General features: G+C 36.6%; 21 protein-coding genes. All 21 read right to left on the reverse strand.

Features of this window, described 5'->3' with window-relative positions:
- Positions 1-16: 16 nt before the first annotated feature.
- Positions 17-796: a phosphonate ABC transporter ATP-binding protein gene (gene phnC, locus AM499_RS14730; RefSeq protein ID WP_053590918.1), complete on the reverse strand. Its 780-nt coding sequence runs from the start codon at positions 794-796 to the stop codon at positions 17-19.
- Positions 797-882: 86 nt separating this feature from the next.
- Positions 883-1,923 carry a PhnD/SsuA/transferrin family substrate-binding protein gene (locus AM499_RS14735; RefSeq protein ID WP_053590919.1) on the reverse strand — a complete coding sequence of 347 codons (1,041 nt, stop codon included), beginning with the start codon at positions 1,921-1,923 and terminating at the stop codon, positions 883-885.
- A gap of 129 nt (positions 1,924-2,052) precedes the next feature.
- The gene (locus AM499_RS14740; protein ID WP_053590920.1) at positions 2,053-2,856 is read right to left on the reverse strand and encodes a PHP domain-containing protein; all 804 of its coding nucleotides are present in this window, start codon (positions 2,854-2,856) and stop codon (positions 2,053-2,055) included.
- The gene (gene phnL, locus AM499_RS14745) at positions 2,846-3,568 is read right to left on the reverse strand and encodes a phosphonate C-P lyase system protein PhnL (RefSeq protein WP_053590921.1); all 723 of its coding nucleotides are present in this window, start codon (positions 3,566-3,568) and stop codon (positions 2,846-2,848) included. Before phnL ends, AM499_RS14740 begins: the two co-directional genes overlap by 11 nt.
- A 20-nt stretch (positions 3,569-3,588) precedes the next feature.
- Complete coding sequence (phnM, locus tag AM499_RS14750) at positions 3,589-4,770, reverse strand: phosphonate metabolism protein PhnM (RefSeq protein WP_053590922.1); 1,182 nt, start codon at positions 4,768-4,770, stop codon at positions 3,589-3,591.
- A 14-nt stretch (positions 4,771-4,784) separates the two neighbouring features.
- Positions 4,785-5,624, reverse strand: a complete 840-nt coding sequence (locus AM499_RS14755; RefSeq protein WP_053590923.1) for an ATP-binding cassette domain-containing protein — start codon at positions 5,622-5,624, stop codon at positions 4,785-4,787.
- On the reverse strand, positions 5,617-6,483 hold the full coding sequence (locus tag AM499_RS14760) for an alpha-D-ribose 1-methylphosphonate 5-phosphate C-P-lyase PhnJ (protein ID WP_053590924.1): 867 nt from the start codon (positions 6,481-6,483) through the stop codon (positions 5,617-5,619). The genes AM499_RS14755 and AM499_RS14760 overlap by 8 nt, the downstream gene beginning before the upstream one ends.
- Positions 6,473-7,588 (reverse strand): carbon-phosphorus lyase complex subunit PhnI, encoded by a 1,116-nt coding sequence (locus AM499_RS14765; protein ID WP_053590925.1) that lies wholly within the window; start codon positions 7,586-7,588, stop codon positions 6,473-6,475. The genes AM499_RS14760 and AM499_RS14765 overlap by 11 nt, the downstream gene beginning before the upstream one ends.
- Positions 7,588-8,184: a phosphonate C-P lyase system protein PhnH gene (gene phnH, locus AM499_RS14770; RefSeq protein WP_053590926.1), complete on the reverse strand. Its 597-nt coding sequence runs from the start codon at positions 8,182-8,184 to the stop codon at positions 7,588-7,590. The genes AM499_RS14765 and phnH overlap by 1 nt, the downstream gene beginning before the upstream one ends.
- 21 nt (positions 8,185-8,205) lie before the next feature.
- Positions 8,206-8,628, reverse strand: a complete 423-nt coding sequence (phnG, locus tag AM499_RS14775; RefSeq protein WP_053590927.1) for a phosphonate C-P lyase system protein PhnG — start codon at positions 8,626-8,628, stop codon at positions 8,206-8,208.
- A 571-nt stretch (positions 8,629-9,199) separates the two neighbouring features.
- Complete coding sequence (locus AM499_RS14785) at positions 9,200-9,925, reverse strand: GntR family transcriptional regulator (RefSeq protein ID WP_053590929.1); 726 nt, start codon at positions 9,923-9,925, stop codon at positions 9,200-9,202.
- A gap of 127 nt (positions 9,926-10,052) precedes the next feature.
- Entirely contained in the window at positions 10,053-10,619 is a 567-nt protein-coding gene (locus tag AM499_RS14790) for a hypothetical protein (protein ID WP_053590930.1), read from the reverse strand.
- A 2-nt stretch (positions 10,620-10,621) separates the two neighbouring features.
- Positions 10,622-10,960: a YrdB family protein gene (locus AM499_RS14795; RefSeq protein WP_053590931.1), complete on the reverse strand. Its 339-nt coding sequence runs from the start codon at positions 10,958-10,960 to the stop codon at positions 10,622-10,624.
- A complete protein-coding gene (locus AM499_RS14800) occupies positions 10,957-11,649 on the reverse strand; it encodes an MBL fold metallo-hydrolase (RefSeq protein WP_053590932.1) in 693 nt (230 codons plus the stop codon). Before AM499_RS14800 ends, AM499_RS14795 begins: the two co-directional genes overlap by 4 nt.
- Before the next feature lie 9 nt (positions 11,650-11,658).
- Positions 11,659-12,276 (reverse strand): TetR/AcrR family transcriptional regulator, encoded by a 618-nt coding sequence (locus AM499_RS14805; RefSeq protein WP_053590933.1) that lies wholly within the window; start codon positions 12,274-12,276, stop codon positions 11,659-11,661.
- Between the two features lie 120 nt (positions 12,277-12,396).
- Complete coding sequence (locus AM499_RS14810; protein WP_053590934.1) at positions 12,397-13,167, reverse strand: sporulation protein; 771 nt, start codon at positions 13,165-13,167, stop codon at positions 12,397-12,399.
- A gap of 345 nt (positions 13,168-13,512) precedes the next feature.
- Positions 13,513-14,964, reverse strand: coding sequence for a putative bifunctional diguanylate cyclase/phosphodiesterase (locus AM499_RS14815; protein ID WP_053590935.1), 1,452 nt, complete (start codon positions 14,962-14,964; stop codon positions 13,513-13,515).
- A 206-nt stretch (positions 14,965-15,170) separates the two neighbouring features.
- Complete coding sequence (locus AM499_RS14820) at positions 15,171-16,079, reverse strand: DUF2971 domain-containing protein (RefSeq protein WP_053590936.1); 909 nt, start codon at positions 16,077-16,079, stop codon at positions 15,171-15,173.
- Between the two features lie 109 nt (positions 16,080-16,188).
- Complete coding sequence (locus tag AM499_RS14825) at positions 16,189-17,382, reverse strand: quaternary amine ABC transporter ATP-binding protein (RefSeq protein WP_053590937.1); 1,194 nt, start codon at positions 17,380-17,382, stop codon at positions 16,189-16,191.
- Positions 17,379-18,197 (reverse strand): ABC transporter permease, encoded by an 819-nt coding sequence (locus AM499_RS14830; RefSeq protein WP_331457252.1) that lies wholly within the window; start codon positions 18,195-18,197, stop codon positions 17,379-17,381. Before AM499_RS14830 ends, AM499_RS14825 begins: the two co-directional genes overlap by 4 nt.
- A 107-nt stretch (positions 18,198-18,304) precedes the next feature.
- The gene (locus AM499_RS14835) at positions 18,305-19,303 is read right to left on the reverse strand and encodes an ABC transporter substrate-binding protein (RefSeq protein WP_053590939.1); all 999 of its coding nucleotides are present in this window, start codon (positions 19,301-19,303) and stop codon (positions 18,305-18,307) included.
- Positions 19,304-19,322: the final 19 nt, after the last annotated feature.

The raw sequence follows: 19,322 nt of genomic DNA on the forward strand, positions 1-19,322 counted from the left end.
TCACTTTGATTTCCCCTTACACAGTAACTAACTGTCTTTTCTCTACAGTTGTTGTAGTTGTTCCATATATTAAGTCGGTACTGTCCGTTGAAAGTCTATAACTTGGTCCATCGAATACAATGCTTCCTTTACTTAATCCAATGATTCGATCTGAGTAATCACGGGCAACTTGCACCTGGTGCAAATTCACGATGCATGTAATATTAAGCTCCATCGTAATTGTTTTTAAGTAATCCATAATCACTTTAGAAGCGTTTGGATCAAGCGAAGCAATCGGTTCATCACAAAGAATGATTTTTGGTTCTTGGATAAGGGAGCGTGCAATTCCTACTCGTTGCTGCTGACCGCCGCTCAACTGATCACATCGTTTATAGGCATGTTCTGCTATACCTAACTTTTCTAAAAGGAAAAAGGCATGCTCCTTCTCTGATTCTGAAAACTTTCCAAACACTCCTTGAAACGTTGATTTATATCCGAATCTACCGTGTAGAACGTTTTCAATAACAGATAATCGCGGTACCAAATTATAATGTTGGAAGATCATACCTATGTTTGTACGCATCTTACGTAGTTCTTTTTTGTTCAAACTTCCTACATCATTGCCATCAAAAATAACTTTACCTTCGTCGATATTTACCAAACGGTTGATACAACGTAATAGAGTGGATTTTCCTGCTCCAGAAGGTCCGATGATGGAAACAAATTCTCCAGACCCTACTTCAAAGCTAACATCCTTTAACACTTTCGTTTGCGCATTATACGATTTCCCTAAATTCTCTACTTTAAGTAAGGGCATTTATATGACTCCTCTTTAGGTTATTTAAATAATAAGAGCATGCACGATTTTGTATGCATACTCTTATTTTTATTTCATTCACACTATTATTTTGAAAGTTCGCGGATCGGATTGAACCACTCATCTTCTACATCTGCAAATCTTTCATTTTCTGTTTTAAAGAATAATCCTGGTTCTCCTGAATCTTTTGGAACGAAGATTTTTTCATTGTTTGCAATATCATCTGAAGTAAATAATTCTTTCAATTTATCATAATCCTCTTGACCTAAAGCTTCTAAGTTAGCTGCAAATGGTGCATTTAATACTGGAGTAACTGACATCAAAGTAAATTCTTTACCAGGTACTGTGTTAAAAGGCTCTGCAGCGTCGTCTTTTACTTTATAAACTGAACCTACTTTGTTCGGTTCTCCTTCCACTACATCCACATAGTTTCCAACACAAGTATCACAGAATGCTGCAACTTCTGAATTACCACTTAATAGATTTACAGCTGATCCTTGGTGTGAGTTCCCGAATAATACTTGAGAAAATAGTGGTCCGCCTTCCATTAAATCCTCTGGCACCAAATCTTCAAAGCCAGATTTTTCTGCATAGTGAGCAATAATAGATGATGATGGAACAACGAATCCTGATGTTGAACTATTTGAAACAAATGACATACTTTTTTGTTCTAATGTATCTAATGAAAATTCACCGTCTACTTTGAATTTATCTTGGTCAGCTACATTTACAGCTAACCAGCTGTGATATAAAGCATCGTCTAATGTACCTGATTTACCAGTTGGTACTACTAATGGTTGAATAGCATCGTTTCCATTTTTAGCTTCGATATAGCCCTGTGCTCCCATGAAAGCAAGATCTGCGTTGTTATTTATTAATGTTTCAATAGCGATTGCATAGTCAGTAGTTAATTGGTGTTCTACTTTTTTACCAGTAGCCTCTTCAATTACTCGACCAATTTCATCACGTGAAGATTTCATATCTGTACCAGATTCATTTGGATACCAAGCGATTTTTATGACGTCATCTACTTTTGCATCCTTCGCGCCAGCAGTTCCTTCTGAGCAAGCTGATAAGAATAGAGCAACTACTAAAACCAGACTGATGATAAACCAATTTTTCTTCATCAATAATTCTCCTTTTCGCTAAATAAAATGGCGTTACAATGTTTTAACCCAGTCGTACGTTTATATTGAAACATAAATTATTTACCAATTGTGTAAATTTACAGTATCTTTAAACACTATTAACCTTATTTACATCCTCTCAAAGGAAGGGCTGACAATATCTCCGATTTCAACTATTGCTCCATAAGCACCGTGATAGTCTGTACCACCTGTCATAACCAAGCCATATTTTTTTGCCAAGACTTCTATCTTTAGATGGTCCTCTGCCGTGTGGTCTAGGTGGTTTCTTTCAATTCCGCCTAATCCAACCTCTAGTAGTTCTGGTATCAACTCATACGAATCCAACTGGCCAGGATGAGCGATGACCGCCATGCCCCCATCTGCCACAATAGCTTTTACTGCCTCAAACACATCAATGTATTGAATATCCCCTGAGGCAACTCCACTCCCTTTAAATAGACATTTATATAGCTGCTTGTACGCTGGAGATGTATAGGCAGCATCTGTTAAATTGTGCATAATATGTTGTTTATAAATGGTCTCGGATGGTTTGGCAGATTCCTCAATAGCCTCTTTATCTAGTTCGTAGCCTGCTAATTTTATTTGTTCCATTTGCCAGAGGGAATGTTCCTGCCGCCTTTTTAACAATGGATCACAAATTGCTTGAATATGTGGTGCACTAGGATGATAGTTATATCCAAGAACATGGACTTTACGGTTCCTTTTATAGTCGAAGGCTGAGATTTCAATACCAGGTATAACTTTTATTCCGTATTTTCTCCCTAGTTCGAGAACTTCCGAAAGCCCTTTAACGGTATCATGATCGACAAAACTAATATGTGTAACACCACGCTGACTAGCTTGCTTCATTAATGTTTCCGCATGCTCCGAACCGTCGGAGTAGCGACTATGGACATGTAAATCAGCTTTCATAGCCAACCGACTCTTTCGCAACTGTCATTTGTCTTGTTTGCATATCATAAACCTTGTCACAAAGCCCTTCCATAAATTCAATGTCATGAAAGATGCCCACTAAAGTGGTCCCTCTGTTTTTCAATTTCTCAATCATTTCACGAACCTTTACTTTTGATTGTTGGTCTAAACTTGCAGTTGGCTCGTCTAGTAATAACAATCTTGGTTTTTTCACGGTTGCCATCGCTATGTTTAATCGCAATTTTTCTCCACCGGAAAATGTATTAGGATAGCTATCCCATAATTTTGGATCCATTTCAAAATGTGTTAATGCTTTTTCTGCTTCTACAAGGGCTACTTCCTCTGTTTCGCCCATTTCAAGTAATGCATTAATAACGAGCTGGCGACAGGTCGTTCTCGGCATGACATTCAAAAATTGAGATACATAGCCAATCTCATACTTACGTAAATACAGCATTTCTCTTTCTGATATATTAGCCAAATCAACTAGTCCAAAGCGTTCTGAGTTATAAAAAATATTGCCTGCATCAGGTAAATAAGAACGGTAGATGCTCTTTAATATCGTCGATTTACCACTACCACTTTTCCCAATAATTCCAATGAATTCTCCCGCGTCCAATGAGAAATTAATGTGCTCAATTGCAGGAATCGTTTTGCCTAAGTGATGAATAGTGAATCGTTTACCAAACTCTTTGACATCTAACATCGTCATGTTACTACCTCCTCGTTTCACTATTTGATCCGATAATGCGTAGTTGTTATTAAAGCACCGTTTACCATTGTTGCAGTCAGCATCGGATAACCGTCTTCCATTCTTTCAATTACAAGAATGTCGGCTTTCTTCCCAACCTTAATAGATCCTAATTCATCATCCATTTTCACCGCTTTAGCAGGATTTAAAGAGACCATCATAAACATTTTGTGTAAGTCATTGCCGTGCTTTTCATGCAAATTAAAAATAGCGTGGAGTAATGCAGCTGGATAATAGTCACTACACAAGATGTCTACACAGTCATTTGCAATGGCTTCTGTTGCCGACAAATTCCCAGAGTGGGAACCACCTAACAATACGTTGGGTGCCCCTGCTATCGTATGTAAGCCCATTTCCTTAGCTTTTTTTGCTACTTCGAGCGTAATAGGAAATTCACTAATTGTTGTTCCAAAGGATTTTACGAGCTCTAGCTTTTGAATTTCGTCATCATCATGTGAAGCGACAGCAATCCCTCTTGATATAGCAAGCTCTGCCACTTCTTTTATTTTCTCAATCGTTAAAAACTCAGTGCTTTGTCGTTCCGCAATTAATACATTTACATCGTCATCAGAAATATTCCGATATCCCTTTAACGTTTCGCGATACACTTCTAGATTGCGGTATTGTCCTTGCCCTGGGGTGTGATCCATAAATGACAGTAAATGCACTTTGCCATTTTCGATATTTTGAACAAGGCTGTCAATCTCATCGACATTATCTATTTCGAATCGAGCATGTAACCGGTGACGGATTAAATGTAGCTCGTGATGCGTAGCGTCTATTGCATCTACCATTCGTTGAATATTGTTCGGATTTCGCATTGGTTTATGGGTAAAAACATCCTCACGGTAAAAGGAAAGCGAATGAAACATCGTAGTAATTCCGTGGCTAATTAATATTTTCTCTGCTTCTCTTAGGCTAATATTAAAATCCATCATACTAGTAGGTCTTGGCGATGCTATTGTTTCAATATAATCGGAATGAATATCGATAAATCCAGGAGATATGTATCCTCCTCTAGCATCAATGAGCTCAGCATCAGAATAATTCACCACCGATTCTTGAGGGATAATCGCTTGAATGACTTCTCCCTGCACTACTACCGCATATCCGTCTACTATTGCTTCCTCTGTTATGATTTTCCCATTATGAATAATGTACAAAGTCACCGCTCCTCTTATAATAATGAGTAAACTAATTGCTGGGTGTACTCATGTTGTGGGTCTTCAAGAACTTGATCGGTCAAGCCTTCTTCAATAATTTTTCCGTTCAACAGTACAATCGTGCGGTCTGCAAGCATCCGTATAACTGCTAAATCATGTGACACGACAATCATACTAATTCCTAAATCTCTTTGAATTTTTTTGATCAAATCAAGTACATTTGCCTGTACAGATAAATCTAGACCAGTCGTTACTTCATCTAAAAAAAGTATTGGTGGGTTGTTCGACAATGCCTTTGCTATTTGAACTCTTTGTTGCATCCCACCCGAAAAGTTTCGAGGCTCTTCTTTCATTCGATGCAATGGGATATGCACGCTTTCCAGCAATTGTTTACTCGTTGCTTCCATAACCGCTACATTGCGATTGCCTGCCGCGATTAGTTTCTCCGCTATATTACCGACAGAAGAAAAGTTCATTTTTAATCCATGAACAGGATTTTGATAAACCATGCCGTATACATGATTTCGAATCGAGCGTTTTTGCTGGGAGGATAGTTCAAAAACGTTTTTCCCAGCTAAAAAAGAATCATTAATATACGCTTCACCTGAAGTAACATCTGAATCGAAGTATAGGCATTGCATCATCGTCGATTTACCACTTCCACTCTCGCCGACTATCCCTAGTATTTCTCCAGGGAACAAATCAAATGAAATATCTTGGCAAGCATACACAGTCCCACAATGCTTACAGAAATTTTTCTCTAACTCCCTTTTTTCAATTTCTCTACACTTGTAGCACCCTGTACCAAATTGTTTTCGTAAGTTTTTTACTTCTAATATTGGTTCCTCATGCATAGCTGGTTAGCACCTCAGCTTCCTCTTTCTTATTTAATTGGTCCATACAGTAGTTTGTGTCGTTACATTGATAAACGGTTTTTCCTGTTTGTTGATCAATTAATTCATCTAAGAAGATATGTGTAGAACCACATAAGTGACATTGCTGACCTTCAAACGATTCGACTGCAAATGGGTAGTCCTCAAAAGCAAGGGATTTTACATCTGTATAAGGAGGAACTGCATATATTTTCTTTTCACGTCCAGCCCCAAGAAGGATTAAAGCTTCAGAATGATGCATTTTTGGGTTATCAAATCTAGGGATTGGACTTGGTGCCATCACATAGCGATCGTTTACGTATACCGGGTGGTCTGCCGCAGTAGCCGTTTTGCCGTATTTCATAATTTGTTCGAAAAGCAATAACCATGCACCACTATAGTCATCTTCCGCATGCATTCTTTTCGTCAAAAGTTCTTTTGCCTCCACAGGCCGGAGGGGTTCTGGCGTCGGTACTTGCAAGACGAGAATTTGGTCATTTGTTAAAGGAACTTCTGGTATTCGGTGCCGTGATTGAATAAGAGTCGCGTCTGCAGTTTTCTCTGTTATTTCAACACCAGTCGTTTCATGAACGAGTTTTTTTATACTTACAGCATTTACAGACTCGTCTGCTCCTTGGTCAATTACTTTAAGCACATCTAACTGGCCAATAATTGAGAGGGTTATTTGTAATCCACCTGTTCCCCAACCTCGTGCAATTGGCATTTCTCTTGAAGCGAAAGGCACTTGATACCCCGGAATTGCTACTGCCTTTATAATTGCACGTCGAATTTCTTTCTTAGATCCTTCATCGAAAAATGCAAAATGTGTATTAGCTTTCAACTTTCTGCACCCCTTTCTTCACTTGGCGGATACTATCCAGTTTGGATTGGAACGTAACATAATGAGGTAGTTTCAAGTGAGAAATAAATCCTGTAGACTCGACAGAATCTATATGCAATAACACAAATTCTTCATCATGCGTCGGAAAATTGGATTCGGGATGCTCCAAACATTGATCTAAAATGCTCATAGCTATTGCCTTTGTTTCGTTTTGTCCATAACAAATGCCATAACCAATCTCTAACTCTAGTTCATATTCGTTGTTCTCATTTTTCACATTTGTTGGCACAAATGACTCTACCTCAGTCACTCTAATTTCTCCTATATAAAACTCATCTTCCGCACTGTGCTCCATTTCATTTGGATGTTGCACATAAATAGGAAGTAAGCCTACACGTACTTCACCGACTGTCGGATGTACCTGCCCATATCCTCTCAATGAAGCATAGCCAAGAGATGTGACAGCTCCAGTTTGTCCACGTGTGAGGACTTGAAGTCTTTCGCTACGCGTAGTTGGGAATTGTATACTTTGCTTTGTAACATCAATAGGAGGGGTATTATCTACCTCATGTGTTTCAAAAAGTCCTTCCTCCCTCAAGTAATCTACTACTTTTGGAAAGTACTTTACTTCATCAAAGGCTTCTATTTGTTTTAATTGATTGTGGTAATGTTGTAGCCACCTTAGGTTTTCTTCCTGACTTTCTTCTATTAAACTTAAATCGAGCAAACGATGTGTGTAGTCATAAGTTGCCCCTAATAATTGTCCACCTGGAATATCTTTAAAACTTGCCGAAATTCGGCGCTCCACTAGCATCGTTTCCGGTTCAACGGTTTGACTATAATATGGACGAGGTAAAGTGGATCGGTGAGCACGCATGAGAAAAACTGCTTCCTCCATACTTCCTTCCGCTTGCTTTATCGCAAGTGCAGCCAAGTATGGTGAATACAAACTACTTTCCGACATTACTTGGTCTACCATTCCACGCATCGTTGACATAATTGTGTTAATTTCTATAATTTCTCGGTCTTTAATCCGTTCATATTTTAATCGGTTAATAGATGCTTCTATCGCCTGTGTGCCACCTTTAACTGGAACGTAACCCATTAGCTCACCTCCATGTTATTGATTGTAGTTGTTCGAGGGATACAGACTACTTGCTCATGTTCATCTGTGAAAATCAAATCAATTCCAAGCGGATATTCCTTTGTTTTTTCATTTCTTGCTTTCCACATAGATTGATCAAATCGTGTTTGTACCTGAGACTTATGTTGAATCCCTGGACCTGTTAACATCCACTGCCCCTCGTCAGAAAGAGGAGTGCTTTCTATAATCCAAATCGAAGACAGCTGCGGATCAATAAGGGTACCGTTTTTACATTGTTGCATAGCTTTTTGAATTACCGTATCTGTATCGTCTCGTAGTACGATGACAAAATCTGCTTCGTTAATTGGTGCATATCTCGAGGATGTATATTCTGAAATTTTTTCGATTAGATCCTTTTGCTCCTCGGAAAGGATATGAAAAGTGGACTCTGCGTCTAAAAATGTCATTGCACTTAAAATAGTTGCATTGTAACAAGGAAGATTAAAATCCACTCTTTCTGCGATTTCAGAAAGTGACGAAATGGTACCGGGCCTCGACATACTGTGCAATATTTTTCTGTAAACTTGCTGTAAATCGTGTACTTGATCAATTGCCATATTATCTCTCCTATTGGTTTATTAAACTTCCATCGTCTCAAAGCTAACTCTCGTTTCAAATAGTTCCGCTTGTCTTTTTGCACGCTCTATATTAATTTGTTTTTCTGCTTCTATGAGTACTGCTTCCCACGCTATCGTTTCATGTAATTGTGCTTTATATGCAGCATCAATAATCGCTAGATGGCGTGCTAGTTCGTCTTTCATGCCTACAACGATTCCTATTCCAATGCGTTTATTAATCTCTACTTTTGCTTCCGTAATTAGGACCTCTCCTATATAAAACAGGGAGCTTTTCGCCGTTTCTCTCATCTTGATCATAGTCAACCCATATTGCGGTGCTAAAATCTCTCGGCATTCATATGTGTCTATAATAGATTCTGCAAACTTTTGAGCCAATTGGGGATCGCCCTGAATGAGAATCTCAGTTCTTCGTCTTCTTTTCATATGGATAAATCCTCCTTTGCAAATTCATCTTAACTTGTCGCCAAGTGGTTGTGTTTTAAGGCTCCGTAAAGCTTTTGTAAATGTCCTTAACAATTGGTTGGGAAAAAGCGAAAATGCCTTTGTTTCCTTGAGGGTAAGTAGCTGAATTCTGGATATAAAAAAGGACAGGTGCTAGACCTGTCCGGGTAAGAATTTATAAAATTTGAGCATTGGTTGCTTTCGTTTAAGTATTGGTTGCTTTACTTTGAATTTAGTTGCTTTATGTTGCATTTGGTTGCTTTCATCAATGATTTGGTCTCAATTAGGATTATTTATCCATTTATGATAGGATTAGGTCATTAATGTACGGAGGATAATAGATGAAATTTTTCAGAGAGTATAATTATCTACCTCTTTTTATAGGATTATATATGATTTATCTTCTATCGGATTATTCTAAGAACCAAACATTTAATTGGGTAGATAATGCCTTACAAGCATTGTTTATTACTGCCTTCTATATATTTTTTACTTGGGCATTCTCTAGTGATAAAAGCAAAAAAAGCAAATAACCGAATTGTCATTCACCTTTTCATCCCATCGTTATATCGTATTTAAATTTATCGCTTCGATAAAGTATTTTTGTATGTTCTAATACTTTATTGGAGTCAACATCTATACAATCACTCTCTACAACAATGAGCGGCACCATGCTTTTACAGGATAGTAAGTGTTGTTCACTTGAAGTCGGAAATGTAATACTTAACAGACTTTTTTTACTTGTAAATTCCTTATAACCTAGGTTTCGATAATATGCAAACATCGACTCAATCTTAGGTCCATCCTGCGCAATTCTTGGAAACGTTGTTTCACTCACAAAGGAAGAATGAATAGCAATTGGCTCCTCATTGATATAGCGTATTCTTGCCACTTTAAAGACACTATCTTCTTTGTTTAAATTCAGGCTTTGATATATTTGTTCATTATAAGAAATCTTTTCGCAAACAACATTTTCCGTCTTTAATTCATAACCTGATTGCCTCATTTTATCTGTAAAACTTGTTTTCCCAGTCAGATGCAATTGAATTTGTATAGACTCTTCTTTTAAGTATCTTCCTTTTCCTTGTTTAGAATATATATATCCTCGTTCTTCTAGTTTCGTTAGAGCATTTCTCACTGTCATTCTTGGTACTTTATATTTTGTAGCAAGTTCATTTTCAGAAGGGAGTTTCTTCCCATGTTCCATTGACTTTGAAACAATTTGATGCATAATGTCATCAATAATTTGAGTTTCTATATCTGTTGAAATAAAAATCATCTCCCTATGAATTTTACTGTTTTTATTAATTGTACTATATCAATTGGAAATGGCTAAACAGAAAAAAACCAAGAACTAGAATCCGTTCTGGTCTTATTAAATAACTTATTTAAAAAAATTCAAATAATTATAGGGAGATGCCAAAATAAAATGAAAGTAAAAGAAATGCAGTCATCGCGCAACCGGCCATAATTCCTTTTCCCTTATGTGCAAATACTTCTTTTTTCAAGGCATAGCTAAAGTAAAAGAAACAACCGATTGCAAGTAATAATGCCTCAAGCAGAACACTTCCGGGAACCATTTCCCATAGACCTAATCCTAAGAGAGGGAGATTACCGATATTACCTGGCAGAATTGGCATGTCAGGGCGGTGAACTATAAAATCAAGAATCCAGTGGCTAAATACGACGGCTCCTGTGATAATACCAGATTTCCTACCCCATAATCTTTTAGCTAGCAATGCTGCTAAAACGGAAAGGATAAGTGAACCTACTAAAGAATGCGTGTAGAATGCATAAATCATATCATTGCCGTATCCACCTTCTCCTATGGATTCTATGTTCTCTAAACCTACCAAATTAAATGGAATAAACACAATTTCAAGCAATTGTGTGCTGACGATTAGTGACCATAGTGGCGTTTCAGGGGTTTTACTTTTCACAGTAGCGGATATTCCGAAATGTCCTGCAAACAAAGCTAACGACCTCCTGTATACATCAAAGTCATTCCTATCATAACTACTACTCCATATATAACCGCAAGCCTACTATTTCCAGAAAAATATAGGGAGGCAGTTGCTAAAGCAAATACAATTAGCTGTAAAATAATTCGAACTGGAATAATTACAGGAAAATTAGCTTTAGGGGCAATGAATGCCCCCCAAAAAATAGCAACAAGAAGAGGGGTACCAATTCCAAATAATAACTTTAAAAACCAGCCGTAGTTCAGATGAAAACCCCAATACGAAAATGCAGCAAGCGCACATAATTCCATTAGAAAAATCAGACCATACACTGTATATTGAGCGATTATCATGATAACCCACCGCCAAGTTTTATCTCCATACTTCTAATATAGTTCTCTAACTGATCTGCCGGACGTTCCACCGCATTGCCATGGCACACCTCTAACAGCTTTGGTTTTAACTTACTTATGACGGATGCGCTTTTTACTGCTTGATCCATATCTGCTGTGAACATCGGCATTGGCGGTTGAAGCTTACCTTTCTTTGAAGTGAAAAGATCCCCTCCCAACAATATTTGATCCTTTTCGTGGTAATAAACGACATGACCTGGTGAATGCCCTGGCGTAAAAATAGGGGTAAGTCCACCAATCGGTTGCATGTTGCCAGTCTTATCCTCTAGGAGTGGCTGACTTAATTTTTTCGCTAAGTTTGACTCTAGTTTCTTTCTTTTAGGATAGACAATTTCCCCTTCCATATAAGGAATTTCTATTTGATGTGCGTATACAGGCACATCGTTGTTTTTTAAAATCGATTTCACAGCTCCAACATGATCAGAATGCCCATGCGTTAATAGAATTCTTCGCAAAGGACCAGCATTCAATTGGTTAATAAATTTCATAATTCCTTTTGCCATGATAGGCATTCCAGCATCCACCAATGTAACCCCGTCCTCTTCAACAACAACCCATACGTGAATCGGAATAATCATCCATGTTTTTAAACTCCAAATATGGTCCGATATCTTTTTTGCTTTCATCATCTATTCCCCTTACTTTAATTTTTCTTTAAAACCTAAAATAAGAATATCCACTGCAAGGTCAAACGTAGGTGTGAGTCTTTCCATTAACACTCCAAGCGGTTCATGTTGATACGAGTACGTACTCAAGATCCCATTCAAGCTGTAATAATAAATACGAGAAAATGCTAGCAGTTGATCGTTGTTTGGTAGAGAAAGAATTATCTGAATGAGCTCTTTCATTATGTCAAAAATTTCTATTCGAAGTTTATTGATCTCTAATTCAGGTTCTTCGTCTACTCTGGAAGATTTAGCATTGAAAAAAACATCATACATACTTCGATTTCGTAGGCAAAATGTAATATACTCACGACTAATTTCTTTTAGTTTACCTTCTGAAGATAATGTATTTATTTTCAAAATTTCGTTGAATTGTTCTTGTAATTCTTGTAAAGATGGCATAGAGAGCTGATGAAGCAATGCTTCCTTATCTTTAAAATAAAGATAAATCGTCGTATGTGAACAACCTGCATTCTTTGCTATTTCTCTTATCGTTACTGCATCAAAACCCTTTTCGGCGAATAAATTCCCAGCAGACTTTAAAATTTCTTGTTTTGTTTCTTCTGAACGTTGCTCTTGTTTACTTTTCAACTAATTACACTCCTTATAACTAACCATTGGTTACATTATAACCAATGGTTAGTTATGTTGTCAAATATACCCTAGAAACGAACTTCATCTCTAGGGATTTTAAATAAAAGAATTACTTTATCAAGCGTATTTAGTAATGACTTGTTTTAATTTTTCCTGTAAAGTTGGTAAGTCTCTTGTAGTGATCGTTAGTCTAATGTGACTTTCATCCATTTCTAATGCCTCTGAAAGAAAACCTCCAAATCCTCGTGCTCTTCGGTCTACTTGAATAAGTACATCTGCTGATTGTTCCGTTTGGGAAAGGAACAAAATCTCTAATTCATCTAATCTTCCTCTATATACTGCGCTAGTAGGAATGAATTCAAATTCCTGAACGAACGGAAACTTATTGTGGTATCTTCTAGAAGCTTGCTCACATTCCGCTTTTCTCAATCTAAATCCTAGTCGTTCTATTTCGTCTAAAATCTGAGCAGCAAGACTTGTTGGTCTCACTCCTATGAAATCTTTGTCTTTAGGATCTGCACCATTTTTAATATCTAGTCCTGTGCCAACCCATACTCTCGTATTTCCTATAGTGATTGGTGTATCCACTGGAAGGGCAAATGAAAATGGAACTACTTTCGTTTCATTAACTCCTATTGTTAAAGGCTCGTTTACTTTATAGTTAATCACCGAAGCAACATCTGTGTATTTTCTATCGTCCGATTCACGGATATACGTTGTATACACTGTTAAATAAATGGAGTCTATTTGTTGTTCTATATTTCCCCCATAAATTTCAACAACGCCTCTCATTGTTTCGCCAGCAACATACTCTGACTTTTCCAGTTTTGTATCTACTTTGGCTCCACCAATTCCAACACTTGCAAGGACTTTATTAAAAAACGACATTAGAGACCCTCCTAGAATTTTTTTATCACTATCTATACGTAAGAAAATATTTTTAGTTTCATAATTTTATGGCAAACATAAAAATTAATCCTCAAGTTACCTTACACCGATCTAATAACATTTTTTATGTGTATATACGTATTTCACAGGCTAATACTATATTAATTCAGTAAATGCTTCTCTTATTTTTATTCATATTTCAGCTGTATAATTATTAACTAATAAAAAGAGGCAATCAACTTGAAAAATAATCAATTAATAGAGATTATAAAAAGCAACTTGCATAGGTCTTAGGAAATTCAGGTAACCACTCCTCCAGGCAAAATAATAAAAAGAGTGCCAGGTTTAATACCTGACACTCTTATTTAATGAAGGACAAAATTCTTTATGCCATTGTACAAGCTCATCCGCTTTCATCGGCCTGGCGAAATAATAGCCTTGTATAATCGGTTTTTCACATGTAGTAGTTAAGAATTTTACTTGTTCCTCTGTTTCGACTCCTTCGAATATGATTGCCAGATTTAACGAATGCCCTAAATCGATTATTGCTTGCATTATGGACGAGTCTTTTTTCGATTCTGGTATACCATCTATAAAGGATTTATCAATTTTCAATGTGGAGATAGGCATTTTTTTTAAATATGACAAGGAAGATACACCAGTACCGAAATCGTCTAATGCTACAGAGAATCCTTCCTTGCGGAAAGTGCTTACTGCTTGTATAGCGTTCTCTATATTTTCCACAAAGCTAGTTTCAGTAATTTCTAATTCTATTTCATGTGGCTCTACCCTATATTTACGTAAAGTGCTTTTTAGTACATCCAATAATAGTGGGGAAGTCACATATTGCCCAGGAATATTGATTGCTACTTGCTTAAATGTAATTCCATCTCTTTTCCAATCTGCTATTTGCTGACAAACTCGTTCAATTATCCAATCTGTCACATGAACAATTCGATTATTTCTTTCTAAAATGGGAATAAAAATCGCTGGGGATAAGAAACCATGAGTCGGATGGTTCCAACGAAGTAAGGTTTCCACCCCAACAACAGCATTGGTAATTCCATTAACCTTTGGCTGGTATACAATAAATAACTCTTCATTTTTTATCGCCTGTATTACATCTTCCTCAATTTCTAATTCAAACACATAGGTATGTATAGCTGAATCATAATGAATGATCTCATAGTTAAATTCAATAGATGGAAAATTTAAGACAGCAAGAGCATTTGTGTACATATTAATCGTTTCATCTAGGTCATATGCTTTAGAAATAGCACATACTGCTGGAAGATAAATTTCATATCCTTCTATTACAAATGGTTTTTGTAAACTTTCTGCTACCTTTTCCATTATTCTATGTAGGTGGTTTACCCCATCTAAATGATTGGAATGAAATGCAAAGCGATGACCATCAAGTCGATAAAGTACTATCTCAGGTGTTTCAAACGTTTTTAGTAGTATTGACAATTGATTAATTACCTTGTCACCAAATTGGTAATCCCGTTCTCTATTTACATGTTCAAAATTATGCATATGCCAAATAGCTAAGCACTGCGGGACATCGGTTTTTTTAATCTTTTTCTCGAAAAAGCGTCTATTAGGCAACTTCGTTAATGCATCAAAATAGTTAGAACGATGTCTAACAGCACTGTTAAACAAGTTATAGATTAGAATAGGAACAATAAGCATTGTTATTATTAGACCTATAACTGTTATATTCCATTTTATTGTTATGAATGCTGGATATTGATTAGAGAAGTAAAATAGTTCTAAAAAATTATCATAATAAAGCACTTTAGTCCCTACCTTTAGAGGTGAAATGTACTAAAAGTATAACATATCGGCAAGGCAAAATAATCCAAAATTAAAAGGACTTTCATATCATTTACGAAAGCCCTCTCAATCAATTTCCAGTACTTTTGATAAAAAAGCACTTTATTTTTACCATTTTATTAATATTTTTCATTAAATGACTATACTCGAATTTTTTAATCCAATCGTTATCTATAAGGAATTTTTGATACTTTAATCGGAACAGAAGAATAGCCACTGTTTTTCAAAAAATATTTAACGCTTCGTGCAGTAAATTCATTTGTTCCAGATGGTCCGATTATTAGTTGGTTTATAGGTAGTTTATTATTGTTCTCTTTTGCTTTATTGTGCATCTTCATTTCTATATAAGGCAATATAATATTGTCTCTTGCGCGGAAGTTTAAATCATGTTGATAATGCATACTTTTGGAGTTTGTCACAATAATACGCCATTCCTTTTCCTCAGAAAAAGTGGAATGCTTAAATAGCGGCAAAAAGTACCCGATTGTTCGCGCTACCTCTTTAGGTGCATAGTCCGGTTGCATACCACTCAACTCCACGCTTATTAAGGCTACATCTATAATACGCCTAATAATTCGTTCTTGTACTTTTTGATCATAAATTACTTTGCGGGGAAAGAAACTTTGTTCACTTAATTGAAAGGAGTCATCGAATAAAGAGGTGAAGTCAAAACCAATAGATATCCCGTATTGGCTTCTACTATAACCTCTCCATTGACTTAGTAAGTCGCCACTCTCGCTAAAAGAAACAACAAAAATATCAGTATCCTGTTCCTCTAAAATTGCAAAAACCTCTTCTAAATAACTTCTTCTAGGATTGTCCAACGGGAGTTCATTGATCAGTTTTTTTACTATACTTTCACAAACCTCTAATCCATGACTATACTCTTTTGAATCATTCATAAACTTAATATGGGATGCCCAAAAAATTTTGTTACTAATAATTCCAAGTGCTCCATCAAGATTCGTATAATGATATAAAGCCTTAATATTTTTAGTGAAATATTTTTTAAACTCGTTACTTATAAAAGGGACAAGTGACTTGAAATCCATTTTTTCCATACTTAGCTTATTCATGCGATTATCTAAGCTCCTGTCTAATGGGATAACCTTATTTTAAAGGTAATCATCCTTGATTACTAAAAAAAGGCACAGAAACAAACTGTTCCTATGCCTTCATTATATTCTACTCTTCTTCTACATTATCACTGATCAAGCTTGCCAATACGTGTACTCGTAAAATGATTCCTTTAATTGTTTTATCCTCATCTGTTACTACAAGCGGATATTTAGACTCGAGCACTAGCGGAATAATATCTTGTACATATTCATCAGGTCGTACCGTTTTGACATCTGTTGACATTACTTCTTGCAATGTCTTCTTCTGTTTTATCCCATCTATCGCTTGATCAATTGTAACAATACCCTGCAATTGACGTTTACGATCGGCAACAAACGCACTAGAAATACCATTTTCATTCATAACTTTCGCCGCTACTTGTAAACCATCTTTTAATGACACTAGTCCAAATGGTTTCATCATGATATTCTCGGCCTGTAATATTTTCGAGCGGTCAATGTCTCGAATAAACTCAGAAATATAGTTGCTAGCAGGCTTGTCTAATATTTCTTCTGGAGTACCTATTTGTTCTACTTTTCCATCTTTCATTACAGCAACTCGATCACCAATTTTAAATGCTTCATTTACATCATGTGTGATGAAAATGATCGTTTTTTGAAGTCTATTTTGAATATCTAGTAACTCAAGCTGCATTTCTCGTCGAATCAGTGGGTCAAGTGCACTGAAAGGCTCATCCATCAGCAGAATGTCTGGATCGTTAGCAAGTGCACGTGCTATACCTACCCGTTGTCTCATACCTCCAGATAGTTCGTCTGGATATTTATTTTCATATCCTTTTAACCCAACTGTTTCTAGATGTTTTTGAGCAATTTGTAGTCTTTCTGTTTTTGACATCCCTCTAATTTCAAGACCATATTCGATATTTTCCAACACTGTTCGATGGCTAAACAAGCCAAAGTGCTGAAATACCATCGCTATTTTTTTCTGACGATAATATCTTAATTGGTTTTTGTTGTATTCCACAACATTTTCTCCATCAACATATATCGCTCCTGAAGTTGGACGATTCAATAGGTTTAGACATCTGATTAAAGTAGATTTTCCACTTCCTGACAGCCCCATAATAACAAATGTTTCTCCTTCCATAATTTCCATGGAAGCATTGTAAACACCAACTGTATGTCCTGTCTTTGCAAGAATTTCTTCTTTAGAAACACCATTTTTAACCATTTGTATTGCCTTTTTAGGTCGAGGACCGAAGATTTTTGATACGTTCTCAATTTTTAATTTTATTGTCATGCTGCTTCCCTCCTATGTTTCTGAAGGCGCTTAGCAATTCCACCTGTGATACGGTCAATAATAATAGCTAAGAAAACTATACTGATCCCAGCTTCAAAACCTAACGCAATATCAATTCGGTTAATCGCATATAAAACTCTTTCTCCAAGTCCCTGTGCACCAACCATAGACCCTACAACAGCCATAGCAAGCGCCATCATGGTAGTTTGGTTAACTCCAGCCATTATAGTTGGCAAAGCCTGTGGTAATTCTACTTTCATTAACATTTGCATTCTAGATGATCCAAAAGATTGTGCAGATTCCACTACTTCTTGGTCAACATTTCGAAGTCCTAGTTCCGTTAAACGGATGACAGGGGGTAATGCGTAGATAATCGTTGCAATTACTGCAGGTACATTTCCTAGTGGAAAGAAGAAAATGACAGGAATCAAATAAACAAAACTCGGCATTGTTTGCATGGCATCTAATATCGGACGCATGATGGTTGACATTGCCTTGCTAAATGCCATTCCAATTCCAAGTGGTATACCGATGACCAGTGAAAGTATTACGGAAATTAACACAATTGCAACCGTAGTCATAGTTTCTGGCCACAAATCAAAGGTTCCAATTAAAAAAATAAAAATCGAAAATAGGATTCCACCGTACAAAGAAGTAAAATACCAACCTAAGAAGAAAACAATTAATATAAAGATCCACCACGGTATGGCAAGAAGTCCTCCCTCAAGTCCCTTAATCATGGACGAGGAAATTACAAATATAAAATCAAAAAACGCTTCGAAATTATTCGCTAAAAAATCGATAAATTTCTCCACACCATCTCCTATAGGTATACGTATATCGGGAAATTCAGTCATACTAAGGAGGCTGTTTTATGAGACAGCCTCTTTCACCTCACTCGTTAGATTTTTTACAACATGAATCATTCTACTAAAGCTGCTTTCACTTTTTCTGCCACTTCTTGAGACACCCAAGCAGTCCAAACGTCTTCATGTTCTTTCATCCACCAATGTGCGGCTTCTTCAGGCTCTGCCTCATTTTCATTCATATATTTGAGAGCTTCTTCCGTTAATGCATTACTAGATGAGTATTTACTTAAGAAATCAACCACATCTTTTGCTTGTGTAGGTAAATCTTCATGAACTGCAATTACGACATCATTTGGTGGAAATTCAGTTCCTTTCGATTCATCCCATACTGCTTCGTCATACGCATTATCTTCAAGTAGCGTTAAATCGTAACTTGCTGTAACCCATGTTGGTGACCAATAATAACCTACCCAAGGCTCGCCTTTTTTGTATGCACCAGCTAAGCTCGCAACAATAGCTGAATCAGATCCAGGTGCTAAGTAGTTATATTGCTCGTCAAGTCCATATGTTTCAAGTTTCGTCTCCAAGTGTTCACTTACAACCCAACTAGATGGTGCACCGACAATACGGCCTTTGCTACTATCTTCAGGATCTTGGAAAAGCTCTGGATACTTAGCTAAGTCTTCAACAGTTTTTAAATCCGGAGCCACTGGTTCTATACCTCTTTCAGGATCTCCTTCAATAACGTAAGTTGGAACATATAATCCTTGTGAATTATCATTGAAGTTCGTTGCTACTTTTTTAATGTTTCCACTATCAATTGCTTTATCATAGATTTCTTTAATATTATCCGTCCATACTTCCATATTGACATTTATATCACCTTTTTCAAGTGACTGCATAGTAGCTGCAGTTGTACCACTTGTAACCTCGGTTTCATAGCCGTAACCTTCTTCAATAATTAACTGTGCAATGCTATTGTGAACGCGGATACTATCCCAACCTGCATCTGCAAATTTAATAACATCAATACTATCTTTACTTGTCTCACTACTACATGCACCAAGAATTAAAATTGTGCACAACGAAAAAAACACCAACATTTTTCTCATATAAAATTTCCCCTTTTCT

This window comes from Bacillus sp. FJAT-22090, assembly GCF_001278755.1.
Lineage (GTDB): Bacteria > Bacillota > Bacilli > Bacillales_A > Planococcaceae > Psychrobacillus.